The sequence below is a fragment of the Chromobacterium piscinae genome, from assembly GCF_021129175.1.
Lineage (GTDB): Bacteria > Pseudomonadota > Gammaproteobacteria > Burkholderiales > Chromobacteriaceae > Chromobacterium > Chromobacterium piscinae.
Map to the genome: position 1 here is coordinate 20,452 of NZ_JAJOHV010000032.1, position 22,095 is coordinate 42,546.

21 protein-coding genes and 1 pseudogene are annotated in these 22,095 nt (G+C 62.2%); 14 read left to right on the forward strand and 8 right to left on the reverse strand.

The window, feature by feature from the left end:
- Positions 1 to 10: 10 nt before the first annotated feature.
- Positions 11 to 763 (forward strand): annotated as a pseudogene (locus tag LQR33_RS10880) (ABC transporter ATP-binding protein); the annotation flags it as partial.
- A 70-nt stretch (positions 764 to 833) separates the two neighbouring features.
- Positions 834 to 1,301, forward strand: a complete 468-nt coding sequence (locus LQR33_RS10885) for a hypothetical protein (protein ID WP_221663626.1) — start codon at positions 834 to 836, stop codon at positions 1,299 to 1,301.
- Between the two features lie 93 nt (positions 1,302 to 1,394).
- Here LQR33_RS10885 and LQR33_RS10890 read toward each other — a convergent pair whose 3' ends face one another.
- The 6 genes from LQR33_RS10890 to LQR33_RS10915 form a co-directional block, all read right to left on the reverse strand.
- Complete coding sequence (locus LQR33_RS10890; RefSeq protein WP_231179876.1) at positions 1,395 to 2,936, reverse strand: SpoVR family protein; 1,542 nt, start codon at positions 2,934 to 2,936, stop codon at positions 1,395 to 1,397.
- Positions 2,933 to 4,213: a YeaH/YhbH family protein gene (locus LQR33_RS10895; protein WP_166438400.1), complete on the reverse strand. Its 1,281-nt coding sequence runs from the start codon at positions 4,211 to 4,213 to the stop codon at positions 2,933 to 2,935. Before LQR33_RS10895 ends, LQR33_RS10890 begins: the two co-directional genes overlap by 4 nt.
- Positions 4,214 to 4,365: 152 nt before the next feature.
- The gene (locus tag LQR33_RS10900) at positions 4,366 to 6,294 is read right to left on the reverse strand and encodes a PrkA family serine protein kinase (RefSeq protein ID WP_166438401.1); all 1,929 of its coding nucleotides are present in this window, start codon (positions 6,292 to 6,294) and stop codon (positions 4,366 to 4,368) included.
- A gap of 303 nt (positions 6,295 to 6,597) precedes the next feature.
- Positions 6,598 to 6,915, reverse strand: a complete 318-nt coding sequence (locus tag LQR33_RS10905) for a PilZ domain-containing protein (RefSeq protein WP_104946755.1) — start codon at positions 6,913 to 6,915, stop codon at positions 6,598 to 6,600.
- Positions 6,902 to 7,459, reverse strand: coding sequence for an NUDIX domain-containing protein (locus LQR33_RS10910; RefSeq protein WP_166438402.1), 558 nt, complete (start codon positions 7,457 to 7,459; stop codon positions 6,902 to 6,904). The genes LQR33_RS10905 and LQR33_RS10910 overlap by 14 nt, the downstream gene beginning before the upstream one ends.
- Entirely contained in the window at positions 7,446 to 8,003 is a 558-nt protein-coding gene (locus tag LQR33_RS10915; RefSeq protein WP_166438403.1) for a DUF2062 domain-containing protein, read from the reverse strand. The genes LQR33_RS10910 and LQR33_RS10915 overlap by 14 nt, the downstream gene beginning before the upstream one ends.
- A 188-nt stretch (positions 8,004 to 8,191) precedes the next feature.
- On the opposite strand from LQR33_RS10915, the gene LQR33_RS10920 reads away from it, so the two are divergent.
- The 3 genes from LQR33_RS10920 (at position 8,192) to LQR33_RS10930 (ending at position 11,351) form a co-directional block, all read left to right on the forward strand.
- The gene (locus tag LQR33_RS10920; protein ID WP_166438404.1) at positions 8,192 to 9,976 is read left to right on the forward strand and encodes an acyl-CoA dehydrogenase C-terminal domain-containing protein; all 1,785 of its coding nucleotides are present in this window, start codon (positions 8,192 to 8,194) and stop codon (positions 9,974 to 9,976) included.
- A gap of 194 nt (positions 9,977 to 10,170) precedes the next feature.
- A complete protein-coding gene (locus LQR33_RS10925) occupies positions 10,171 to 10,815 on the forward strand; it encodes a DUF5610 domain-containing protein (RefSeq protein WP_166438405.1) in 645 nt (214 codons plus the stop codon).
- A 17-nt stretch (positions 10,816 to 10,832) separates the two neighbouring features.
- The gene (locus LQR33_RS10930) at positions 10,833 to 11,351 is read left to right on the forward strand and encodes a DUF5610 domain-containing protein (RefSeq protein ID WP_221663624.1); all 519 of its coding nucleotides are present in this window, start codon (positions 10,833 to 10,835) and stop codon (positions 11,349 to 11,351) included.
- Positions 11,352 to 11,394: 43 nt separating this feature from the next.
- Here LQR33_RS10930 and LQR33_RS10935 read toward each other — a convergent pair whose 3' ends face one another.
- Complete coding sequence (locus tag LQR33_RS10935; protein ID WP_166438407.1) at positions 11,395 to 12,360, reverse strand: CE1 family esterase; 966 nt, start codon at positions 12,358 to 12,360, stop codon at positions 11,395 to 11,397.
- A gap of 163 nt (positions 12,361 to 12,523) precedes the next feature.
- On the reverse strand, positions 12,524 to 13,204 hold the full coding sequence (locus LQR33_RS10940; protein WP_166438408.1) for a YecA family protein: 681 nt from the start codon (positions 13,202 to 13,204) through the stop codon (positions 12,524 to 12,526).
- 736 nt (positions 13,205 to 13,940) lie between these two features.
- Here LQR33_RS10940 and LQR33_RS10945 point away from each other — a divergent pair.
- The 9 genes from LQR33_RS10945 (at position 13,941) to LQR33_RS10985 (ending at position 22,087) form a co-directional block, all read left to right on the forward strand.
- Positions 13,941 to 14,411 carry an RICIN domain-containing protein gene (locus LQR33_RS10945; RefSeq protein ID WP_166438409.1) on the forward strand — a complete coding sequence of 157 codons (471 nt, stop codon included), beginning with the start codon at positions 13,941 to 13,943 and terminating at the stop codon, positions 14,409 to 14,411.
- A 472-nt stretch (positions 14,412 to 14,883) separates the two neighbouring features.
- Positions 14,884 to 15,276 (forward strand): MerR family transcriptional regulator, encoded by a 393-nt coding sequence (locus LQR33_RS10950; protein WP_166438410.1) that lies wholly within the window; start codon positions 14,884 to 14,886, stop codon positions 15,274 to 15,276.
- Positions 15,277 to 15,344: 68 nt separating this feature from the next.
- Positions 15,345 to 15,881: a GNAT family N-acetyltransferase gene (locus LQR33_RS10955; protein WP_221663623.1), complete on the forward strand. Its 537-nt coding sequence runs from the start codon at positions 15,345 to 15,347 to the stop codon at positions 15,879 to 15,881.
- Between the two features lie 646 nt (positions 15,882 to 16,527).
- Positions 16,528 to 18,264 (forward strand): AMP-binding protein, encoded by a 1,737-nt coding sequence (locus tag LQR33_RS10960; RefSeq protein WP_231468907.1) that lies wholly within the window; start codon positions 16,528 to 16,530, stop codon positions 18,262 to 18,264.
- 43 nt (positions 18,265 to 18,307) lie between these two features.
- On the forward strand, positions 18,308 to 19,402 hold the full coding sequence (locus LQR33_RS10965) for a hypothetical protein (RefSeq protein WP_231468909.1): 1,095 nt from the start codon (positions 18,308 to 18,310) through the stop codon (positions 19,400 to 19,402).
- Positions 19,403 to 19,427: 25 nt separating this feature from the next.
- A complete protein-coding gene (locus tag LQR33_RS10970; protein ID WP_231468911.1) occupies positions 19,428 to 19,667 on the forward strand; it encodes an acyl carrier protein in 240 nt (79 codons plus the stop codon).
- A gap of 26 nt (positions 19,668 to 19,693) precedes the next feature.
- Complete coding sequence (locus tag LQR33_RS10975; RefSeq protein WP_231468913.1) at positions 19,694 to 20,542, forward strand: hypothetical protein; 849 nt, start codon at positions 19,694 to 19,696, stop codon at positions 20,540 to 20,542.
- Positions 20,539 to 21,087, forward strand: a complete 549-nt coding sequence (locus tag LQR33_RS10980; RefSeq protein ID WP_231468915.1) for a hypothetical protein — start codon at positions 20,539 to 20,541, stop codon at positions 21,085 to 21,087. Before LQR33_RS10975 ends, LQR33_RS10980 begins: the two co-directional genes overlap by 4 nt.
- A gap of 10 nt (positions 21,088 to 21,097) precedes the next feature.
- Positions 21,098 to 22,087: a ferritin-like domain-containing protein gene (locus LQR33_RS10985; protein ID WP_231468916.1), complete on the forward strand. Its 990-nt coding sequence runs from the start codon at positions 21,098 to 21,100 to the stop codon at positions 22,085 to 22,087.
- The last annotated feature ends 8 nt before the right edge of the window (positions 22,088 to 22,095 follow it).

Sequence of the window (22,095 nt, forward strand, 5' to 3'; positions counted from 1 at the left end):
CCGAACCTTGCTGGCCGATATCGACCTCACACTGCGCCCCGGCGAGCTGCTGACCGTGCTGGGACCCAACGGCGCCGGGAAAAGCAGCCTGCTCAAGCTGCTGTCCGGCCTGTGGCAGCCGGACCGGGGAGACATTCTGCTCGCCGGACAACCGCTGAAGCGGATGCGCAGCGCAGAGCTGGCCCGCTGGCGCGCCGTTGTCGAACAACACCCGGTGACGCCGGACGGCTGGCGCGGGGCCGAGCTGGTGGCCGCCGGCGCCTACCTGAGCCTGGATGCCGGACGACCACGCGTCGATGCCGCCGTGGCCGAGGCGTTGCGCCTCAGCGATGCCGCGGACCTTGCCGATCGATACCTGACCCGCCTCTCCGGCGGAGAGCGGCAAAGGCTGCAGCTAGCACGCGCATTGTGCCAGCTGCTGCTGTCGCCGCAGCCCGAGCGCTATCTGCTGCTGGACGAACCCACCGCGGCGCAGGACTTCGCGATGGCAGACGCGCTGATGGCGCAGGTCCAGGCCCTGACTCACGAACTGGGCATCGCCGCGCTGGCGGTGGTCCACGACCTCAATCTGGCATTGCGCCACGCTGACCGGGTGCTGCTGCTGAACGACGGCCGCGCGGCTGGCTGCGGCGACAACCGCGAGATGATGCAGCGCGAGCGGCTAGAGGCGGTTTATGGCGTGCGGCTGGCCGAACTGGTCCACCCTGAACAGCCGTGGCGCGCCTTCATTCCCATGCCTGGACAAACGCCCCCGCCAGCCTGACCCGTATTGCATTCGCCAGGCAAACCTGCGATCCTGACCACCTCGCATCCGCAACCGGGAGAGAGAAGTCATGCCGCTGCTAGCCGCTCTGCAATCGCTTCCCAACCAGTTCTGTGGCGAAGGCATCAACCACGAAGATCAGACTTTCACCGGCTGCCTGCACTGGCAGGCCTTGCCCGGCCAGCGCGCGCTGCTGCTGCACTACTCGGCCAGCGGCACCGACGGCGAAATCCTGCATCGAGAAACCACCCTGCTCGGCTATCTGCCCGATGGCACGCTGTGCCTGTGGCCTGTGATGGACGAGCTGCCCTATGTGCTGGCCCACCCCGCGATACGCCAGGCGGAAGGCGGGCATGGCGTGCTGGAAGTGGTGTTCGCCAGCGGCCCCCGCAGCCTGAACGAGCATTTCCGCCAGGAAATCACCATCCGCGTCGAGGCCAATGGCCAACTGTTGTACGCCCAGGCCTGGGGCGAACCCAACGGCAGTTTCGAAGACCGCTCCCACTGCCGGCTGTCGCCGGTGGCCGGCACCGCTTGATCCCCATCCGGGGCCGGCCCCCGGCCCAACCGACAGGAAAAGGAAAACGGACGGCGCGCACGCGCCATCCGTTTCGTTTCACATCCAAAATCTTCAGGCTGTTTCCTTCTCTCTCACCGCCTGCACCTCGTACACCTGCTTGACCTCACCGTTGATGTCCACGCTCTCCAACCGGACGTCGAAGCCCCACAGCCGGCATACGTGCTTCAATACCTCTTGCGCGCTCTGCTCCTCCAGCGGCCGGCGGTTATGCATGGTATGGCGCAGCGTCAAGCTGCGGTCTCCACGCATATTGACCGACCACACCTGGATATTGGGCTCGCGCGAGCCCAGATTGTATTGCTCGGCCAGCTTGCTGCGGATGTCGCGATATCCTTCCTCGTCGTGAATGCTGGAAATCTCCAGCTTGTCGTCGCGGTCGTCGTCGCGAATCGAAAAGAGGCGGAAATCGCGGATCAGTTTTGGCGACAAATACTGGGAGATGAAGCTTTCGTCCTTGAAGTTGCGCATCGCGAACTCCAGCGAATCCCTCCAGTCGCTGCCGGCCAGGTCCGGGAACCAAGCCCTATCCTCATCTGTCGGCTCCTCGCAGATGCGCTTGATGTCTTGATACATCGCAAAACCCAGCGCATAGGGATTGATCCCGCTGTACCAGCGCGCGGTGACCGGCGGCTGAGACACCACATTGGTGTGGCTCTGCAGGAATTCCAGCATGTAGCCGTCGGTGATCAGGCCTTTGTCGTACAAACGATTCATGATGGTGTAATGCCAGAACGTCGCCCAGCCCTCATTCATCACCTGGGTTTGCCGCTGCGGGTAGAAGTACTGGGCCACCTTGCGAACGATGCGCACCACCTCGCGCTGCCAGGGCTCCAGCAGCGGTGCCGACTTCTCAATGAAGTACAGGATGTTCTCCTGCGGCTCCGTCGGGAAGCGCGGCGGCATCTTGTCGCCGCCATCCTTGTCGCGCTTCGGTATCGTGCGCCACAGGTCGTTCACCTGCATCTGCAGATAATGCTCGCGCTCTTCCTGCCGCGCCTGCTCCTTGGCTAGCGACAGCTTCTGCGGCCGCTTGTAGCGGTCGACGCCGTAATTCATCAACGCGTGGCAGGAATCCAGCAACTCCTCGACCTCGTCGATGCCGTAGCGCTCCTCGCACTTCATGATGTAACTCTTGGCGAACACCAGGTAGTCGATGATGGCCGAGGCGTCGGTCCAGGAGCGGAACAGGTAATTGCCCTTAAAGAAGCTGTTGTGGCCATAAGCGGCGTGAGCGATCACCAGCGCCTGCATCATCATGGAATTCTCTTCCATCAGATAGGCGATGCAGGGGTTGGAGTTGATCACGATTTCGTAAGCCAACCCCATCTGGCCGCGCTTGTAGCTTTTCTCTGTGGAGACGAAGTGCTTGCCGTAGCTCCAGTGGTTGTAATTGACCGGCATACCCACAGAGGCGTAGGCATCCATCATTTGCTCGGCGGTGATGATTTCCAGCTGGTTGGGATACACGTCCAGCTTGAATTCGCCCACGGCGATCTCTCGAATCGCGCGGTCGTATTCGCCGACCAGATCGAAAGTCCATTCCGACCCAGTGGAAATCGGCGCCATGCCCTCCCCCTTGCGCGTCCGTTTCATGCCGACACCCTCCCATTCGCCGGCTGGCGCTTGAACAGTTCCCTGAACACCGGATAAATGTCGGATGCGGAGCGGATTTTCTGCATCGCGAACTGCGGACACTGAGCCTTGACCTTCAGGTACTCGTACCACAGGTTCTGCGGCTCGCCTTCGGTGATCTCGATGTAGGCGAAATACTGGCAGTACGGCAGCAGGTTCTCTTCCAGGATGCGCCCGCAATTGGCAGAGTCGCTGTCCCAGTTGTCGCCGTCGGACGCTTGGGCGGCGTAGATGTTCCACTCGCTGCTGGCGTAGCGCTTGCGGATGACGTCGCTCATCAGATTCAGCGCCGACGACACCACGGTACCGCCGCTCTCGCGGGAATGAAAGAAATCCTGCTCGTTGACCTCAACCGCGCTGGTATGGTGGCGGATGAACACGACTTCGATCTTCTCGTAATTCCGCTGCAGGAACATGTACAGCAGGATGAAGAAGCGCTTGGCCATGTCCTTCTTCTGCTCGTCCATCGAACCGGACACGTCCATGATGCAGAACATCACCGCCTGGCTGGTCGGTTTGGGCTGCTTGACACGGTTGTTGTAGCGAAGATCGAACGGATCTATCCAAGGAATACTGGCCAGACGTTCCTTCATCTGGTGGATGCGCTGCCGCCTGTCGCGAACCTCCATCGCGTTGTCGTCGTCGGACTCGATCAGGGTGTCGAGCTCCTCTTCCGCCTCGTCTATGCTGCTGAGCGTCGGCGCGGCCATCGCCACCCGGCGCGCCAGCGCGCCGCGCAGCGAGCGGACGATGTTGATGTTGGTCGGCGTGCCGTCGTTGGTATAGCCGGCGCGCACCGTCTTCATCTCCTCGATGCCCATCAGCTGGGTCTTGACCAGGTTGGGCAGGGCCAGGTCGTCGAAGAATACGTTCATGAATTCCTCGCGCGACAGCTGGAACACGAAATCGTCCTCGCCCTCGCCGTCCTGGCTGGCCTTGCTGCCACCGCCGCCGGCGCCGCCCTGGGGCCGCGGCATGCGATCCCCCTTGATGAACTCCTCATTGCCTGGGTGAACGTTTTCCCAAACGCCGCCCTTTCCATGATGGAAGTTGGGCTCGGAAATGTCCTTCACCGGGATCGATACCTTTTCCCCGCTCTCGATATCAGTGATGCTCCGCCCCTTTATCGCCTTGGAGACGGCTTCCTTGATTTGCGCCTTGAAACGGCGAAGAAAGCGTTCGCGATTGACCGCCGACTTGTTCTTGCCGTTGAGGCGTCTGTCTATGATGTGGGACATCGCCACCTCTCTGGCGCGCTGCTGGCGGCTGCCGGACTCCCGCAGGAAGCCGTGACCGATCGCCGCGCGCGGTTGTGTCTCCTTGTCGCCGGACCGCGCGGATCCGGCGCCTCCTGCCGGCCCGGCGCGCTGGCCGGGCCGGCTCGGGCGGCTTATGAGGATTTGCGCACGCGCAGGTACCACTCGCACAACAGCCGCACCTGCTTCGCGGTATAGCCCTTCTCCACCATGCGGTTGACGAAGTCCTCATGCTTCTTGGCATCCTCGGCGCTAGCCTTGGCGTTGAAGGAGATCACAGGCAGAAGCTCCTCGGTGTTGGAGAACATCTTCTTCTCTATCACCGTGCGCAACTTTTCGTAGCTGGTCCAGGTAGGATTCTTGCCGCCGTTGTTGGCGCGAGCCCGCAACACAAAGTTGACGATCTCGTTGCGGAAATCCTTGGGATTGGAAATTCCAGCCGGCTTCTCGATTTTCTCCAGTTCAGCATTAAGAGACGTGCGGTCGAAAATTTCGCCGGTATCCTGATCGCGATATTCCTGATCTTGTATCCAGTAATCGGCGAAAGTCACGTATCGGTCGAAAATGTTCTGTCCGTATTCGGAATAACTTTCCAGATAGGCGGTTTGAATTTCCTTGCCGATGAATTCAACGTATTTCGGCGCCAGATATTCTTTCAGGAAAGTCAGGTACTTCTGTTCCGTTTCAGCCGGGAATTGTTCGCGCTCGACCTGCTGCTCTATTACATACAGCAAGTGCACCGGATTGGCTGCCACCTCGCTGTGGTCGAAATTGAACACCTTGGACAGAATCTTGTAGGCGAAGCGCGTCGACAAACCGCTCATGCCTTCGTCTACGCCGGCGTAATCGCGGTATTCCTGCAGCGACTTGGCCTTGGGATCGGTGTCCTTTAGATTCTCGCCGTCATACACCTGCATCTTGCTGTACAGGCTGGAATTTTCCGGCTCCTTCAGACGCGACAGCACTGCGAACTGGCCCATCATCTTCAGAGTGCCCGGCGCGCACGGCGCCTTGCCCAACGAGGAGTTGCGGATCAGCTTGTCGTAGATCTTGATTTCCTCGGCCACGCGCAGGCAATAAGGCACCTTGACGATGTAGATCCGGTCGAGGAAGGCTTCGTTGTTCTTGTTGTTGCGGAACTGCTTCCACTCGCTCTCGTTGGAGTGCGCGAGGATGATGCCGTCAAACGGAATCGCGCCGAAGCCCTCCGTGCCCTTGAAGTTGCCTTCCTGAGTGGCGGTCAGCAACGGGTGCAGCACCTTGATCGGAGCCTTGAACATTTCGACGAACTCGAGCAGGCCCTGGTTGGCCAGACACAAGCCGCCGGAGTAGCTGTAGGCATCCGGATCATCCTGCGCGTACTTCTCCAGCTTGCGGATGTCCACCTTGCCCACCAGCGAGCTGATGTCCTGGTTGTTCTCGTCGCCCGGCTCGGTCTTGGCTACGGCGACCTGGCGCAACACCGACGGATAGCGCTTGACCACGCGGAACTGGCCGATATCGCCGTTGAACTCGTGCAGGCGCTTCACCGCCCAAGGGCTGGGAATAGGCTTCAGGTAGCGGCGCGGGATTCCATACTGCTCCTCCAGGATGGAGCCGTCCTCATCGTAGCTGAACAGCGATAGCGGAGACTCGTTGACCGGACTGCCCTTCAGGCAATAGAACGGCACCAGCTCCATCAGCTCTTTCAGTTTCTCGGCGATCGACGATTTGCCGCCGCCCACCGGCCCCAGCAAATAGAGAATCTGCTTTTTCTCTTCCAGGCCCTGGGCCGCGTGGCGGAAGTAGGCGACCACCTGCTCGATCACCTCCTCCGTGCCGTAGAAGTCGCGGAATGCCGGGTAAACCTTGATGACTTTGTTGGAAAAAATGCGGGACAGTCGCGAATCGTGGCGGGTATCCACCAACTCGGGCTCGCCGATGGCGGTCAACATGCGCTCGGCCGCGGTGGCGTAAGCCCCCGGATCTTTCTTGCACAGCTCCAGGTACTCCTGGATCGTGTACTCCTCCTCGCGGGTCTTGTCGTATCGCACTGCGTAGTGACTGAAGATATCCGGGTGCATGACTCTCTCCTGGCTGGTAGCAGGGGCCGGGCGCGCTGCAACTCGCAATCTGCCTTTCCCCTTGCTGAATTAGAGTACTGACTGTGTCTCCGGTTCTATTTTGGGTATAGCATAGCAGCGCCAATCAACCGGACAAAAGCCGGTCTGAACCGGGTTCAGGCAGTGCCGAGAACATTGTGCGGGGGAAGCCTTTGAATCAATGGATTTTTTTAATTGCGGATTTTTGTAACAATAGATGAAGCTTAGTAAATTCTTGTAATGCCTACTGAAATTAGTGCGGGGAAGCGATGAATATCTCGCCGCTCAGGTTTTCCGCACCAGAATGCGCACGCCTATTTCATAAATCAGTCCGCGCTGCACCTCATTGCAGCGTTTGACCTCCACCTCAGCCTCGAACGGCTTGCCAGAAGTGGCCCCGACGCCGGGCACCAGCACGATCACGCTGAGCCGCTCGCCGAATTGCGGCACGAAGGCCGAGCGCAGGGCCATGCCGTCGACCGACAAGTCCACGCACTCCCCGTAGAACGTCTGCCCGCTCAGCAGCGACTTGATGCGGGCCTTGCACCCCATGCTGACCCGGCGGCCCCGCCGCCGGTCGTAATACGCGTCAAATCTCGACACCCCGCATCCTCCCGCCCAAGTAGGCCGCCAGCCAGTGCAGGCCGACAATGGATTTGCTGTCGCAAATGTCCCCGGTCAGCGCCATGTTCATCGCGGCCTCCAGAGGCACGGTCAATACTTCCAGAAACTCGCCGGCGTCCAGTTGCCTTTCGCTAAGCATAAGTTCTTGCGCGAGGTAATAGCTGATTTTTTCGTTGGAATATCCGATGCAGGGGTGGGCGGTGCCCAGATAGGTCCAACGGCCGGCCCGGTAACCGGTCTCTTCCAGCAGCTCTCGCCGGGCGGTCTGCTCCGGCGCTTCGTCCGGGTCGATCTTGCCGGCCGGTATCTCGATGAACTCGCGTCCGGCCGGATAACGGTATTGCCGCTCGAGGACCAGCTCGCCCTCCGGCGTGATCGCCAGCACGGCCACCGCGCCGGGATGAAGAATGTATTCGCGCGAGGACTCATTGCCATCCGGCAGGGCTACCCGGTCTTTGCGCACGTTGATGAATCCGCCCTGGTAGACCAGCTCCGACGACAACTGTTTTTCAACGAGATCCACACTTCGCCTTTCTATCGTTCCATGCGCTGACCACCGCCCAGCGCCACAATACCCGGGTGGTCAGATAGCCCGCCGCGCCCAGGGTCGCTCCCAATGCCGGCATGCCCACCAGCAGCGGCCAGCCCAAATCAATCAGCCACCCCAGCGTCTGTCGCGCCCAGGCCGCCGGCCCCAGCGCGAGCAAGCCCGGAGGCGCCGTCATTGTAGCCGCCGCGTCCGAACCCAGCAGCCATCGTCCATAGCAATAGGCCAGATAGTACAGCGGCAGCACGGTCAGCGGATTGCTGTACAGCGAAACCACCATCGCCGCCGGAATGTTCACCCTCAGCAGCAAGGCCAGCGCCAGCGCCGTGGCCTTTTGCGTGAAGCCCGGCATCACGCCCGAATACAGCCCCACCGCCACGCCCATCGCCACCTTGCGGCGATTGAACGACCAATAGGCCGGCCGGTCCAGGTATGGCGCCAGCCGTCGCATGCCGGGGCGCGCGAACCAACTGTGCCGCGCCGCGGAAAAGCGGCGCATCTTGCGTTTAAGCCAGGTCATTCCATTTCTTGCCGTCGCGTTGCCGTTAAACCACACCCCCGCAGGGCACGAGCGCGATTTAGTTGTCAAAATCCCGGGAATAATTTAAACAAGCGTTTGAATGAATACCCCAGTCTACACAGGGTCTCATCATAACAACGTATCGCCCTGGCACGCACCAGGCGGCGCCAACCAACAGGAGAAGCCGAATGCCCGCTTACAAAGCCCCGCTGCGCGATTTTGATTTCGTTCTCAACGAGTTGATCAAGGTACAGGACATCATCCCGACATTGCCGGGATATGAAGAAGCCACCCAGGACATCTTCAACGCCTACCTGGAACAGGCAGCCCAGTTCTGCGAATCCGAACTCGCGCCGTTGAATCGCCAGGGCGACGAGGAAGGCTGTCACTACGACAGCGCCACCAAATCGGTCACTACTCCGGCAGGCTTCAAGGAAGCATACAAGCAGTATTGCGAACTGGGCTTCCCGGCGCTTGACTGCGACCCGACGTACGGCGGCCAGGGCCTGCCCAAGAGCCTGGGCTTCCCCATCATGGAGATGCAATGCTCGGCCAACGTGGCCTGGTCGATGTACCCGGGCCTGTCGCACGGCGCCTATTCCGCCATCCACGCCCACGGCACCGACGAGCAGAAAGCTACCTACCTGCCCAAACTGGTGGACGGCAGCTGGACCGGCACCATGTGCCTGACCGAACCGCACTGCGGCACCGACCTGGGTCTGCTGAAGTCCAAGGCCGAGCCTCAGGCCGACGGCAGCTACCTCATCAGCGGCACCAAGATCTTCATCTCCGCCGGCGAGCACGATCTGTCCGACAACATCGTCCACCTGGTGCTGGCCCGCCTGCCGGACGCGCCCAAGGACGTGAAGGGCATCTCCTTGTTCATCGTGCCGAAATACCTAGCTGACGGCAGCCGCAACGCCGTCGCCTGCGGCAGCCTGGAACACAAGATGGGCATCAAGGCCAACGCCACCGCGGTGATCAACCTGGACGGCGCCAAAGGCTGGCTGATCGGCGAAGCCAACAAGGGCCTGTCCTGCATGTTCACCATGATGAACGCCGCCCGCCTCGGTTGCGGCATGCAGGGCCTGGGCCTGGGCGAGGCATCGTTCCAGGGCGCGCTGGCCTATGCCCGCGAACGGCTGCAGATGCGCGCGCTGAATGGCGCCAAGTGCCCGGACAAAGCGGCTGATCCCATCATCGTCCACCCCGATGTGCGCCGCATGCTGCTGACCCAGAAAGCTTACACCGAAGCCGGCCGCGCACTGGCCGGCCTGCTGGCGCTGCAACTGGACATCGAGGACAAGCATCCGGACGCAGCCGTGCGCGCCGACGCCGCCGACTTGGTCGCGCTGCTGACCCCGGTGGCCAAGGCCTTCATGACCGATAACGGCTTCACCGCGGCCAACCACGGCGTGCAGGTGTTCGGCGGCCACGGCTACATCCGCGAGTGGGGCATGGAGCAACTGGTGCGCGATGCCCGCATCTCGCAGATCTATGAAGGTACCAACGGCATCCAGGCGATTGATCTGCTGGGCCGCAAGGTGCTGCTGGACCAGGGCGCCAAGCTGCGCAAATTCACCAAGCTGATCCACAAGTTCTGCCAGCAGCACGAAGGCCATCCGCAGTTGGGCGAGTTCGCCAATCCTCTCGCCAAGCTGATGAAGGAAGTGGGCGAGCTCACCATGGGCGTAGGGATGGCCAGCATGCAGGACAAGGATGAAGCCGGCGCGGCCGCTTCCGACTACCTGCGCCTGATCGGCCACCTGACCTACGCCTGGCTGTGGGCGCGCATGGCCGAAGTGTCGTTCGCCAAGCTGGGCCAGGGCGACGACGCGTTCTACAACGCCAAGATCGCCACCGCCCGCTTCTACTACGCCAAGCTGCTGCCGGAAGCCGAAGCGCTGAAAGCCAGCATCAAGACCGGCGCCAAGCCGCTGATGGCGCTGGACGAGGAACACTTCGCCTTCTAAGCATCGATGCATCGCTGCTCTCCAGGCCGCGCCCAGGCGCGGCCTGTGTCATTTTGATCAGCAAAATCACTTACTTGCCCAACCCGCCCCCAAGTTTTCGGCCGGATTGCCGATATCGGGGCATACTGGAGTTGTCTTCTTAACCACCACAAGCGTGCGCCAGCCAAATAACGACGCGCCGACAGGAGTCCGTGATGTCGATATCCTCTCTGAACAACAATCAGCCCGGCCAGGCCGGCAGCGCGCTCCCGGCCCAGAATGCCGCCTACAGCGCCCAAAACTCCCGCAACCAGCTCAATTCGGTGCTGGTGCAATCGCTGGATGTGTCGATCAGCAGCGGCAAGCAGTCTCAAACCCTGCTGTTCCATGCCTCGCTCACCAATATCACCCAGATTCTCAACGCTGATTTCTCCAACCAGGATGGCTCGCAGCAAACTCAGGGCAGCGCGTCTCTGCAGATCAGCAGCACCCAACTGAGCATTTCCATCCAACAGGACGGCCAGAGCGACGACAACTCGCCGGAAGCCACCTCCAAGCGCATCCTGGACGGCGCCACCAGCATGTTCGCGCTGTACCAGCAACAGCATCCCGAACTCAGCGCCGACGACCAAGCCAAAAACTTCGTCAACCTGATCCGCCAGGGCTTCGAACAGGGTTACGGCGAAGCCACCGACATCCTGAAGAGCCTCAAGGTATTCAACGGCGACGTGCAAAGCGGGGTGGAGAAGACCAAGGACCTGGTCGAAAAAGGCCTGGACGCCTTCCTGAAAAGCAACCTGTCCTCCAGCGCCCAATCCGCCTCGTCCGCGACGGGAACCAGCCAGGCCAGCGCTAGCTGAGCCTGCGGGAGACGGCGATGGCGGAGGATAACGATATCGCCGTGCAACCGATCCGCGGCGTGCAGCCGCGGCCGGCCGGCAACCACGAGCCATTCGCCGTTTCATACCGGACCGGCCAGCACGGCGGCAAGCCCGCGGGAGAAGACAGCGCCGACATAAGCCTCAGCCAGGGCGCGCAAGCCGCCGAGCTGCTGTTCAGCGCGGCCATGGATCAAATCTCCCGCTTGGCCGGCCTGGACATCGAACCGGTGCTGCCGCCGGAAAACGAGCTGACCGGCGGCAGCCACAGCCAGCGCCTGCTGCTGGGCATGGAAATCCTGCTGGAGCTTTATCGCCGGCAGCGCGCAGACCTATCCTCCCAGGCTATCCTGCAGGCGTTCGCTCCGCTGGCTCGCTCCGGGCTGGAGCGCGGCTATCAGGAAACCTGCCAGGTGCTGCGCCAGTTGAACGTTTATACGCCCGTTGTCGCCGACCAGCTGCAGGGCCTGCTTTTGCTGACCCAGCAGTTGTTCGAGGAACGGCTGCTGGCTGTCTAGCCCCACCTCTCGAAAAAGCCGCAGGCCTCCGGCGGTAATGAATTTACGGTTTTCTCTGGTCGCGAAACAGCTTCCAGGCCAGCTCCGCCGACTCCACATCGCCATTCTGATGCCCCAGCAGATGCGTGTATAACGCGCCGACCCGGTGGGCAACGCTGGGTTCGACATGGCCGCCGCCGCTGATGGTCAGCAGCAGCACCCTGCGCCCCGGCCCCCCTTCTCCCCATTGCGTCAGCGTGGCTCGGGTCGGGTCATCGGCATTCGCATGCGGCAGCTGCGCGGTGACATGCGGGATGTCCGGCAGATCATCCAGCCGGCGCCAGAATGCCGCGCTGTCCGCCACCGGCATCACGTCGCCCCTTCCCTTGCTATCGAACAGGCTGACCGGGCCGCCGGTATAGGGCACCACCGGGTCTGCGGTGCCGGCGATGATCAGCGCGGATAAAGGATGACTGGGCGCGGCGCAACCGCTATTGCGCGCCATCGACGCGCCAACCGTGGCAAAGGCGGCTAGACGATCGCCCAACTCGCTGGCCAGACGGAAAACCATCATGCCGCCATTCGACATGCCCATGGCGTAGATACGTGCCGGATCGGCACCGCGCTCTGTCACTTCGCGCCGGATGATGGCGGCGACCAGGCCGACATCGTCGGTCGGCGGATTCTTGGCGGCGTCGGCCCGGCAATCATGCCAACCCTGTTCACCGTCGCCGCCACGCGCGCCGTCGGGAACCGCCAGCAGCAAGCCTTCGCGGTCGGCGATCTCCATCCACTGCGACAATGGCGCCGCTCCCGCCCCCAAGCCCAGCAACTGGCGTGCAGAACCGCCGTGGCCATGCAGCAGAATCACCAAGGGACGCTTGCCTGCCGGCAAGGGATTCGGCGTCGCAAGCAGATAATCGCGCGGACCTTCCGGACGCTGAGTCCGCATCGACGCCACCTCCGCGCCCAGCGAAGCGGCGGCGGCCAAAGCGACCGCACCGCCGCAGAACCACGTTTTCCAATCCATCGCCGCCTCCCAGGCCCGCCGGCCCCTCTCGCCATGATTTCGTTCTATCACCCGCTCAGGCTTCCGGCCAGCGCCATACCAGCCTGCCAGGCCGGGAGCCCGCGGCGGCAGAAAACAAAAAAGCGGACCGAAGTCCGCTTTTTCCATGGCACTGACTGCCGCCTCAGTTGGCCCCGCAGCAGGCCTTGTATTTCTTGCCGCTGCCGCACGGGCACTGATCATTGCGGCCCACCTTGTCGCCTTCGCGACGAACGGTGGTGGGCGCCTGGTCCTTGGCGCGCCAGTAGGCGAACACCGCGGCCAGCGCGTCGCTCAGCTCGCCTTTGTAGCCATCGACTTCTTCGTCAGTGAAAGTCAGCAGATCTTCGCCGCCGTCCTCGTCCTCGAAAGCGCCGCCCAACACCAGCATCGGCATCATCAGGCTTTCAAATCCCTCATCCTCTTCCGCCACTTCGAACCAGTCGGTGTCGACCAGATCCAGCGCGTACAGGTAGGCGTTGGCCCACGGCCAGTAATCCGGCTCGCCTTCTTCGCCGCTGTCTTCTTCGGCATAAAGGATCAGGTCCAGTTCCTCGCCCGCGGCCAGCGCGTCGCGGGTGGCGTCGAACAGTTTCTGCAGCAGGGCCTTCAGCTCGACTTCGTCAGCCTGGTTTTCGAAAGCCGGCGCGTCGCCCAGCACTTCCGGCAGCCAGAAGTCAGTGTCCACCGCGTCCGGACCGCTTACCAGGGCGGAGAAGAAGCCCTGCACCTCGTCCGGGCGCATGGTGCTGCCGCTGGCCGACAGTGGGGTCAGCAGGGTTTCGAGACGGGTCAGGTCTGCATCGTTGAAAACGGTTGCGGTCATGGTGTGATTCCTCTGGATGTATCTGGTCTGGCGGCATTGTAAGCCAAAAGCGCTGCGGCGGCCTCGCATTTCGACTAGCGTTCTTGTCCTCGATCAGGCCATCCAGGCGCCGCTCAGGTCCAGTTTTTCCACCATCCTTCGCCGCACCAGCTACTTCTGCATCTTGCCGGTGACGATCATCAGAAAACCAGCGATGAACTTGATGTACCGCGGGATATTGCAATAGGCGATCTACCCCTGGCAGAAAGAACAGGAACGATTTCACGCCGCGTCTTTGCGGCGCCCAGACAACTCGCATGCAAGCTCCCCGCGCAGGCATTGCATTTTGCTACCCACCGCCCTGGCAGCCCTCCTCAATGCCCCTGCGGCTTGCCAGAGAGGCAAAATTCTCTCCTATTGCGGCGCCGCTCTACTAACTATCCGACTCCAGCCGACACTCCCTGGTCGCCGCTTTTCCATATGTATTTTCTCCGCTACAGGAAAAATGACTTACTTATTAAAAACAATAACTTACATCAGTAAACATACCAACTTGAATGAGAAAAACTAGATCCCATACTCAGGTGGCAGTAAAGCATTCGCTCTGGCAGTCATGTTGCGCCGATAGGCAGCCATCGGCAGTAAGAAACACCCATGCTCCACGTCTCCAGCCACATCAGGAAACCGAAGCCGGATATTTCGATATCAAATGTGACCGCTAACGAATCCTGATTGACTCTCTGATTTGGAGATTGACATGAAGAAAACGACTCATTCCGTATTGATGGGCTTGGCCATACTTGGGAGCGCATCCCTGTTCAGCGTGGCCGCGCACGCCGCCACGGTGATCGGCCATGGCGGCAATTGCCTGGACGTCCGCGGAGGCGGCACGGCCAACGGCACCAATGTCCAGATGTGGCAATGCCAATCTGGAAACGGCAATCAGCAATGGATACTGAGCCAGGGAAGGATCATCTGGGCAGGAACCAACAAATGCCTGGATGTCTCAGGCGGGGGCACCGCCAACGGCACCAATGTCCAAATCTGGGACTGCCAGGCAGGCAACCGCAACCAGCAATGGTCTACCGACTCCAACTTTCCCGGCAGGATTGTCTGGGTCGGTGGCAAATGCCTGGATGTCAGCGGCGGCGGGACCACGAACGGCACCAACGTTCAGGTATGGGATTGCATGTCGGGCAACGATAATCAAGTATGGGTAGTGCGATAAAGCGCTCAGAAGTCGTCAACGGCAGTCTGAGCTGCCGAATACTCCTGTCCGCCAGATGCGGGACGCCTTCTGGGGTCCCGCATTCTTAACGCGGTTCGAATGCCTAGCGCCTAGCTCAGGACAAGCAGCGCCTCCTGCATCGACCAGCCCACTCGACAAAATCGCCGAGCAGTGCCTCTCTTCACGCGATGATCCGACACATAGACCGGAGCAGCTCGAAAACACGCCTTCAAGCAGCTACCAGAATCCACACATCTCGAATCCCTCAATACCTGTTGTATTGACCGGCCTCTCCTGGCGGAGCGCTCATTCCCCGTATCGATAATGACTGGCCCCAGCGCTTGCCTTGGCGGTTATACGGGATTGCAGCTCTTAAAATCTTGAAGGAAAAATTGACGGTTACGTAAACGTAAATCAAGCTCTCAGCAAGCCGCGTGAGAAAACCGCTACAATCGCGCCTGTAAGGAAATCTATGAACCAAGCCGAACTTTTCACCATCTCCGACCTGGCGCGCGAATTCGACGTCACCCTGCGGACCATCCGCTTCTACGAGGAACAAGGCCTGATCGAGCCCCGGCGCGACGGGCGCCAACGCCTGTTCACCCGCCGCGACCGCGCCCGGTTGAGACTGATCCTGCGCGGCAAGCGCATCGGCCTGTCGCTGGCGGAGATCCGCGAAATCATAGACATGTACCAGCTGGCCCACGACGAGGCCAGCCAGTCCCAGAAGCTGCTGGACCTGCTGCTGGCCCGGCGCCGCCAGCTGGAAGAGCAGCGCCGCGACATCGACGCGGTGCTGGACGAGATCGGCGCGCTGGAAGCGCACTGCCGCGGCGTGATCGCGGGCGGCGGCGCGGCGGCCTGACCCAACAGATTATTGCATTGGCATTTTCGCTTCGGCAGAATGATGGCCCCGATTCAGGAGATGCCGTCATGCCCAGCCCATACACCGCCCCATACACGCTGCAACCGCTCACCCCCGAGCGCGCCGAGGCATTCTGGCAGTTGACGGACAGCGTGGCCAGAGAGCGGCGCTACATGCCATTTCTGGAAATCGCGCAAGCGGACTCGGCGGAATACGTGCGCAGCCAACTAGCCTGCCAGGCTCCTCACTTGCTGTTGCTGGACGGCAACCAGGTCGTCGGGTGGTGCGATGTCACCCTTCATCGCCTTCCCAGTTGTCAGCATGGCGGCACATTGGGCATGGGCTTGCTTCCCCGCTACCGCGGCATGGGCCTGGGCGGGTGGCTGCTGGAAAACACATTGCACTTAGCGGAACAGCGCGGCCTCCGCCGTCTGGAGCTGACCGTGCATGAAGATAATCTCAACGCGATCAAGCTTTATGAAAAGCATGGTTTCCAACTGGAAGGCCGCAAGCGCAACGCAGTACGCATCGATAGCCGCTATAAAAACGTCCTGATGATGGCTCGCTTGAGCGCCGACACCGCGCCAGGCAATCCTCGGCCCTGAATTCCCATACCGTGGCGGCTTACCGCCACGATCTCCGCCGGGTATCCTCTACCCGGATCAAGCTTCGCAGAAACTGTCCACCAGTATTTGTGGCATTCCAACGATCCCAATAGCAATCCGATTTCCGCACCAACATTAATAACAATGCCATTAATATTTCACTGCACTTCTATTTCCCCTGCGTCTGAAAAGTATCGATCCTTAGAACAAAACTAACACTTCCAATTAGCCTAGATAACATTACCAATAATTACATAACACTCCGCGCCTAACTATCGAAGAGATCATTCCTCCTCCAACATCACGCATCAAATCACGCCCCTCAGCTTCCAAACCATATCTTTCAATCACAAATCCAATAGAGAGTAAATTTTTCAGCCAATTTTTGGCTTATTTCAGCTAAAAATCCGGTATGAATTTAGCCAACGAGAAATGTAGCCTCTCGTTTTCCCATTAAAAACTTTCGAAAAATAAACCCAGAAATATACTAAAAAACCTGTCCTAGATAACAGGTCACACCAAAGCAACGTGGTCGTATTATTTTCGAAAAAATAAAATGGTAATTTCATAAAAAATAAAATCAAACCCTTATCCGCATGATGCAATGCCAGAATAACGTTTAGTAGAACTGCAGGAGATTCGGAAATTGCAGACCCACGCATCAATGACGGACGCCATTCTATCTTCGCTGGAACATTCCCAGTCGGGCGTAGAGCGACACATCGCCATATTTGAGGAAAATGGCGAAGAAAAACGAATCTCCCATGCCGATCTGGCTCGGCGCGCGCTGGGCGTCGCCGCGGCCCTGCGCGAATTGGGCGCGTCGCGCAACGATCTCGTCATCCTGCCGCTGCCCGCCTCCATCGACCACCTGCTGCTGCAAACTGGCTGCGCGCTGCTGGGCGCCCTGCCCTGTACCGCGCCGCTGCCGGGTCGGACACAAGCCGACTCTTCGCGCAACCAGATCCATCTCGCCTGCCGGCTCTTCTCGCCGCGCCTGCTGATCGCGGCGCCGCCTCAGGCCGACATCCTGCGGCAGCAACTCGCCGGACTGCCGGTGCGCGTGCTCTCCACCATGGAGGTGGAGCTGGCAGCCGAGGCCGCCGGTTCAATCCAGCCTTTCCGCGCCAGCCCGAACGACGCCCACCACGTGCAACTGACCTCCGGCTCCACCGGCCGTCCCAAAGCCGTGGTGCTGAGCCACCGCAACGTCATCGACAATGTGCGCGGCATCGGCGGCATCGTCGGCTATGATCCGGCGCGCGGCGACGCCTCCGCCAGCTGGTTGCCGCTCTACCACGACATGGGCCTGGTCACGCTGCTGTCCAATCTTTACTACCAGGCGCCGCTGCTGCTGATGCAGCCGTCCGGCTTCATCCGCAATCCGCTAGGCTGGCTCAAGCGCATCGCCTCCTTCGGCGCCACCACCACGGCCACGCCCACCTTCGGCCTGCAATACTGCGTGCGCCGCTACCGCGCCGCGTCCATGCAGGACGTCGATCTCTCCTGCCTGCGCAACATCTTCATCGGCGCCGAGCGGGTCGACCTGGCCTGCCTGCGGGAGTTTTCCCGGGTGTTCGAAGCGCACGGGCTATCCCGTTCCGCGCTGCAGCCGTGCTACGGCATGGCGGAAACCACGCTGGCCGCCACCATGCACGATGCCACCACCGGTTACGACCGCCAGTCGTTTGCCTATTTGATTCCCGACCGGATCGATTCCGACGCCCTCGTCGCCGACACCGTCGCTCGCCCAGCCGACGCGCGGACGCGCGCCGCGGAAACGGTGCTGGCGATGGGCAAGCCGATTCCCGGCATGTCGCTGCGCGTGGTCGACGCCAACGGCGCCGAGGCCGCGGCCCGCAAGATCGGCGAGATCCAGCTGCGCGGCAGTTCGCTGATGTCCGGCTATCTTCCCGCGGAAGGGCAGAACGAGCCCTACCGGCCGGGCGAATGGTTCGCCACCGGCGACCTGGGCTATCTCGCCGACGGCCAGCTGTTCGTGCTCGGCCGGCAGAAGGAAATCATCATCATCCGCGGCAGCAACTATTTTCCCCACGAAATAGAAGACGCGCTGGCCGCCCATCCGCTGCTGGCAGGCGGCAACGCCATCGCCGCTACCGGCGTCTACGACGAAACCCAGGGCACCGAGAACCTGATCGCGATGATCGAGTTCGATCGCGAAGACCAGCAAACCGCGCTGCGGGCCGAACTGCAAGCCATGCTGCGCGAGCGCTTCGGCTTTGGCGCCCACGCCATCGTCTTCGTCGCCAACGGCAGCTTGCCGCGCACCACCAGCGGCAAGCTGCAAAGGCTGAAATGCCGTGGCCTCTACATCGAACAGGCCTTGCACGACGTGGATCAGGAAACCGCGACGACGGCCTGACGGCGGCCCCCGCGCCCTACCCTCACAATCAAACGGAAGCCCCATGCACACCACCACTCCGCTGGCGGACGGCGCCACCGCGCCCGCCACTCAGGCCACCAGCTTGCCGGAACTGGCCGCCCAGCCCGTGCTGCAGCGGCTGCGCAGCTACGGCGAAGCGCCAGCCGGCCTTGCCGCCATCGTGGCACGCGCCTCGGCCCGTCTGCTGGATTCAGACATGCTGATCCGGCAGACGGCGCAGCCATTCGCCGCGCCGGAAGCCAGCGCGCACGCGCCGGTGCCGCTGGAGCACCGCGAGCACGCGCTCAGCGAAAGCATACTGGAGCAGATACGCCGCGATGGCCTGGCGCCGCACTACAAGCCGTTCATGCGCACTTTCGCCCGCATCCTGTTTTCGCTGTTCCTGACGCCGGACCAATACGACCGCGCCTGCGCCTGCATAGACAGCGGCAACAATCTGCGCTTCCTGATGAGCGACGCCGGCGGCCCGACGCTGGGCAGCTGGCGCACGGTAGCCCAACCGGATGGCGACGGCTTCAAGCTGCGCATAGACAAGGTCTGGGGCATGTACGCCAATCTGGACGGCATGGCCATCGTCGCCGCCCGCACGCCGGGCAGCTTCTTTCCGTCCGCCTTTCTGGTCTGGCCGGAACAGTACGCGACGCTGCAGCGCAGCCTCTGCGGCGACAGCTTCCTCGACGATGTGGTGCAGCTGGGCAATGTGCGCGGCGAAGTGACGGTAGCCGCCGCCGACAAGCTGAAGGCCGGCGGCCCGGCGGCGCTGAACAAATATCTGACCACGGTGCGGCCCTTCCTGGTTCGCGCGCTGATGGCCCACGTCGAATGGCTGCATGGCCAGGGACGGCTGCGGCTGGGCGAGGACGAGCGCGCGGCGCGCGACTTCATCGCCGCCGCCGCCCGGTCCAAGACCCAGACCGGCACCTACGCCGCCGAGGACGTGCACAAGGTGCTGGCGCTGAAGTTCGCCTCCAATGAACTGCTGCTGCATCTGGCATCCAACGGCGCCGTCGAACGCTTCGCCGACCAGCGCGACCTGCTGGCCTTCACCAAGATGGAAGGCAGTTCCTACCGCTGCTACCACGAGCTGCGCGCCGCCGCGCGCGCGCAAAACGCCTGATCCCCCCTCAACTAGGAGAAACACCATGTCCGAAACCGTCAACACCCTGGAAATGCTGCGCAAGGAAACCGCCAAGATACTGAACGTGGAAACCGTGGACACCCACATCGGCCTCGGCGAGCTGGGCATCGACTCGCTGAACGTCGTCGAGCTGATCGTGTTCTGCGAGCAGCTGTACGGCTCGATCGACCCGGAACAGCTGAACATCACCCAATTCACCACGCTGGAGCAGTTGGACGCCCAGTTGCAGCAGCAAACCGTCTGATCGCCACGCTTAGGCCGGGGACCGCCATGACCGAACCGCAAACGCCGCCCGCATTCCGGGTCGACGTCGTCGCCTACCGCCAGACGGAAACGCCGTTCGTCTCGGCGTCGGCGCCCCTGGCCGAAGCGGCCGCCGAGCTTGGCCGACGCGCGGGCGTCGAGGCCGACCGCCATGCGGCGGGCGTCCGCGTCGACGACTATGTCGTCACCTCGACCGTGCTGTCGCAATACCTGGCCGACGACACCCCTGAAGCGGCGCGCTTCCGCCGCGGCATCGCCGACGCCTGCGGCCGCGAGCCCGACTGGATCACCAATGGCTACGAATGCACCGGCTGGGGCTACATCCTGCGCCATGTCCGGGACAAGGCCAGGCTGACCGGCCCGCGCCGGCTGCTGCTGCAGATCGTCGACGTCGACATCCACAATTTCGCCTTCTGGCGAGGCACCGGCCGCTGGGGCCGCTCCGGCTTCGGCATCGCCACGCTGCTGCTGGACATCCATCCCGACGGTGGGGACGGCGCGCTGCTGCTAGGCTCCGCGCCGCAGGCCCACGCGCTGACGATGATGGGCCGCGCGCTGGGCCGCTTCACCGAGCCCCGTCCCGGCATCCCGTTGGCGCTGCCCTTCTTCCCCGAAGCCACCCGCCATGCGCTATTCAAGAGCTTCAACGCCGCCGCCGCCCACCCCGACCACTACCCTCGCTTCGGCCATGCCTTCGGCAGCGACCCGTGGCTATCGCTGCTGGCGGAAATGGAGGCTGGGGAAGATTACGCCGGCGGGCGTTGCGTGCTGGCCTCGCTGGCGCTGAACGGCTATTTCTCCATCGCCGAACTGGCCTTCGCGCCGGACCTGCGCCACTCGCTGGAGGCCGCATGACACCGCAGCAAACCCTGGCGCTGCGCCTGACGCGCAACCCCGACCACGGCCGCGCCGCGCCTTGCGCCAGCGTCAATCTGCCGCTGCTGGAAACGCCGGATTACACGCGCCGCCACGCCTACGCGCGCGCCAACCCGGCGCCGGTGCTGGTCAATCACCGCCAGTACTACGCGCTGCTGGACCGCCTGGTCCGGCAAGCGTGGTCTGGACTGGGCGAGCGCTGCCGGCTGTTCGTGCAGCTGCGGCTGCCGGCGATGGACTTGGCGCTGCCGGCCTCGCTGCTGGACGCGCGGGTGACGGTGGGCGCCGGCTTGCAACGGGAAGCCGCGCTGCGCGCCGGCCTAGACCCGGCGCCGGTGGCCTGGATCGCCGCCGAGCGCGTACGACGCGACCTGTGGGACGCCGGCGACAACACGCTGCGCCTGGCTTTCTGGAACGCAGGCCAGCCCGATCCGGCCGCCCTGCTGCTGCCGGCGCTGGACGCGCTGGCGCCCCGCTTTCTGGATCTGACCGACGGCGGCCCTGCCGCCGACGCCACGCGATAGAGGAATCGATATGCAAGCGACGCTAGAGACGCGGACGGATGCCGCCCAGCCGTATAAATGGAACTTCGCGCTGGACGCATTCATGTCCGAAAACTACGACTTCGGCGACGACAGCCTGAACGCCATTTACCAGAAAGCCAAGGCCAACCAGTGGGACGTCAACACCGATCTCGACTGGAGCAGCGAGCTGAGCGCCGACAACCCGCTGGGCATGCCGGACGGCACGCTGCTGATCTACGGCAGCGATGTCTGGAACAAGCTGGACGCCAAGGGCCGGGCCGAAGTGCGCCACCATTCGCAAGGCTGGACCCTGTCCCAGGTGCTGCACGGCGAACAGGCGGCGCTGATCTGCGCGTCCAAGCTGGCAGTGGCCGAGGAAAGCCTGTCGGCGCGGCTGTGCGCTGCCGGCCAGATCATGGACGAAGCCCGCCACATCGAGGCTTTCGGCCGCCTGGTCAACGACAAGCTGCCGATCAGCTATCCGATGAGCCAGTCGCTGAAGAGCCTGCTGGGCGACACCATCACCAGCAGCCATCTGGACATCACCAATCTCGGCATGCAGGTGCTGGTGGAAGGCATCGCGCTGTCGCTGTTCCAGAGCATCGTCGCCTACACCCAGGACCCGTTCATCCGCGACCTGGTCACCCGCATCCAGCGCGACGAGGCCCGCCACTTCGCTATCGGCCGCATCACGCTGTGCCGCGTCTACAAGGAGATGACTGACACCGAGCGCAAAGAGCGCGAGGAATTCGTCGCCGAAGGCGCCCACACCCTGCACGAACACCTGTGCGCCGACGACATCTGGGAGCCGATGGGCCTGTCGAAGAAGGAATGCGGACACCTGGTGCGGAACTCGCCGGTCACCAGTTCGATGCGCCGCTCCATCTTCCGCCGCCTGGTGCCCACCATACGCGAGATGGGCCTGCTCAGTCCGCGGGTGCAGCGAGTGTTCGAGCAGCTGCAGGTGATGGACTACGCCGCCATGCCGCTGCCGGCCTGAGGAGGATA

Bases quoted from the DNA above. Each gene is read 5' to 3' on its own strand.
- LQR33_RS10885 (WP_221663626.1), top strand. From the start codon at position 834: ATGCCGCTGCTAGCCGCTCTGCAATCGCTTCCCAACCAGTTCTGTGGC.
- LQR33_RS10890 (WP_231179876.1), bottom strand. From the start codon at position 2,936: ATGAAACGGACGCGCAAGGGGGAGGGCATGGCGCCGATTTCCACTGGG.
- LQR33_RS10895 (WP_166438400.1), bottom strand. From the start codon at position 4,213: ATGTCCCACATCATAGACAGACGCCTCAACGGCAAGAACAAGTCGGCG.
- LQR33_RS10900 (WP_166438401.1), bottom strand. From the start codon at position 6,294: ATGCACCCGGATATCTTCAGTCACTACGCAGTGCGATACGACAAGACC.
- LQR33_RS10915 (WP_166438403.1), bottom strand. From the start codon at position 8,003: ATGACCTGGCTTAAACGCAAGATGCGCCGCTTTTCCGCGGCGCGGCAC.
- LQR33_RS10920 (WP_166438404.1), top strand. From the start codon at position 8,192: ATGCCCGCTTACAAAGCCCCGCTGCGCGATTTTGATTTCGTTCTCAAC.
- LQR33_RS10925 (WP_166438405.1), top strand. From the start codon at position 10,171: ATGTCGATATCCTCTCTGAACAACAATCAGCCCGGCCAGGCCGGCAGC.
- LQR33_RS10930 (WP_221663624.1), top strand. From the start codon at position 10,833: ATGGCGGAGGATAACGATATCGCCGTGCAACCGATCCGCGGCGTGCAG.
- LQR33_RS10935 (WP_166438407.1), bottom strand. From the start codon at position 12,360: ATGGATTGGAAAACGTGGTTCTGCGGCGGTGCGGTCGCTTTGGCCGCC.
- LQR33_RS10940 (WP_166438408.1), bottom strand. From the start codon at position 13,204: ATGACCGCAACCGTTTTCAACGATGCAGACCTGACCCGTCTCGAAACC.
- LQR33_RS10945 (WP_166438409.1), top strand. From the start codon at position 13,941: ATGAAGAAAACGACTCATTCCGTATTGATGGGCTTGGCCATACTTGGG.
- LQR33_RS10950 (WP_166438410.1), top strand. From the start codon at position 14,884: ATGAACCAAGCCGAACTTTTCACCATCTCCGACCTGGCGCGCGAATTC.
- LQR33_RS10955 (WP_221663623.1), top strand. From the start codon at position 15,345: ATGCCCAGCCCATACACCGCCCCATACACGCTGCAACCGCTCACCCCC.
- LQR33_RS10965 (WP_231468909.1), top strand. From the start codon at position 18,308: ATGCACACCACCACTCCGCTGGCGGACGGCGCCACCGCGCCCGCCACT.
- LQR33_RS10970 (WP_231468911.1), top strand. From the start codon at position 19,428: ATGTCCGAAACCGTCAACACCCTGGAAATGCTGCGCAAGGAAACCGCC.
- LQR33_RS10975 (WP_231468913.1), top strand. From the start codon at position 19,694: ATGACCGAACCGCAAACGCCGCCCGCATTCCGGGTCGACGTCGTCGCC.
- LQR33_RS10980 (WP_231468915.1), top strand. From the start codon at position 20,539: ATGACACCGCAGCAAACCCTGGCGCTGCGCCTGACGCGCAACCCCGAC.
- LQR33_RS10985 (WP_231468916.1), top strand. From the start codon at position 21,098: ATGCAAGCGACGCTAGAGACGCGGACGGATGCCGCCCAGCCGTATAAA.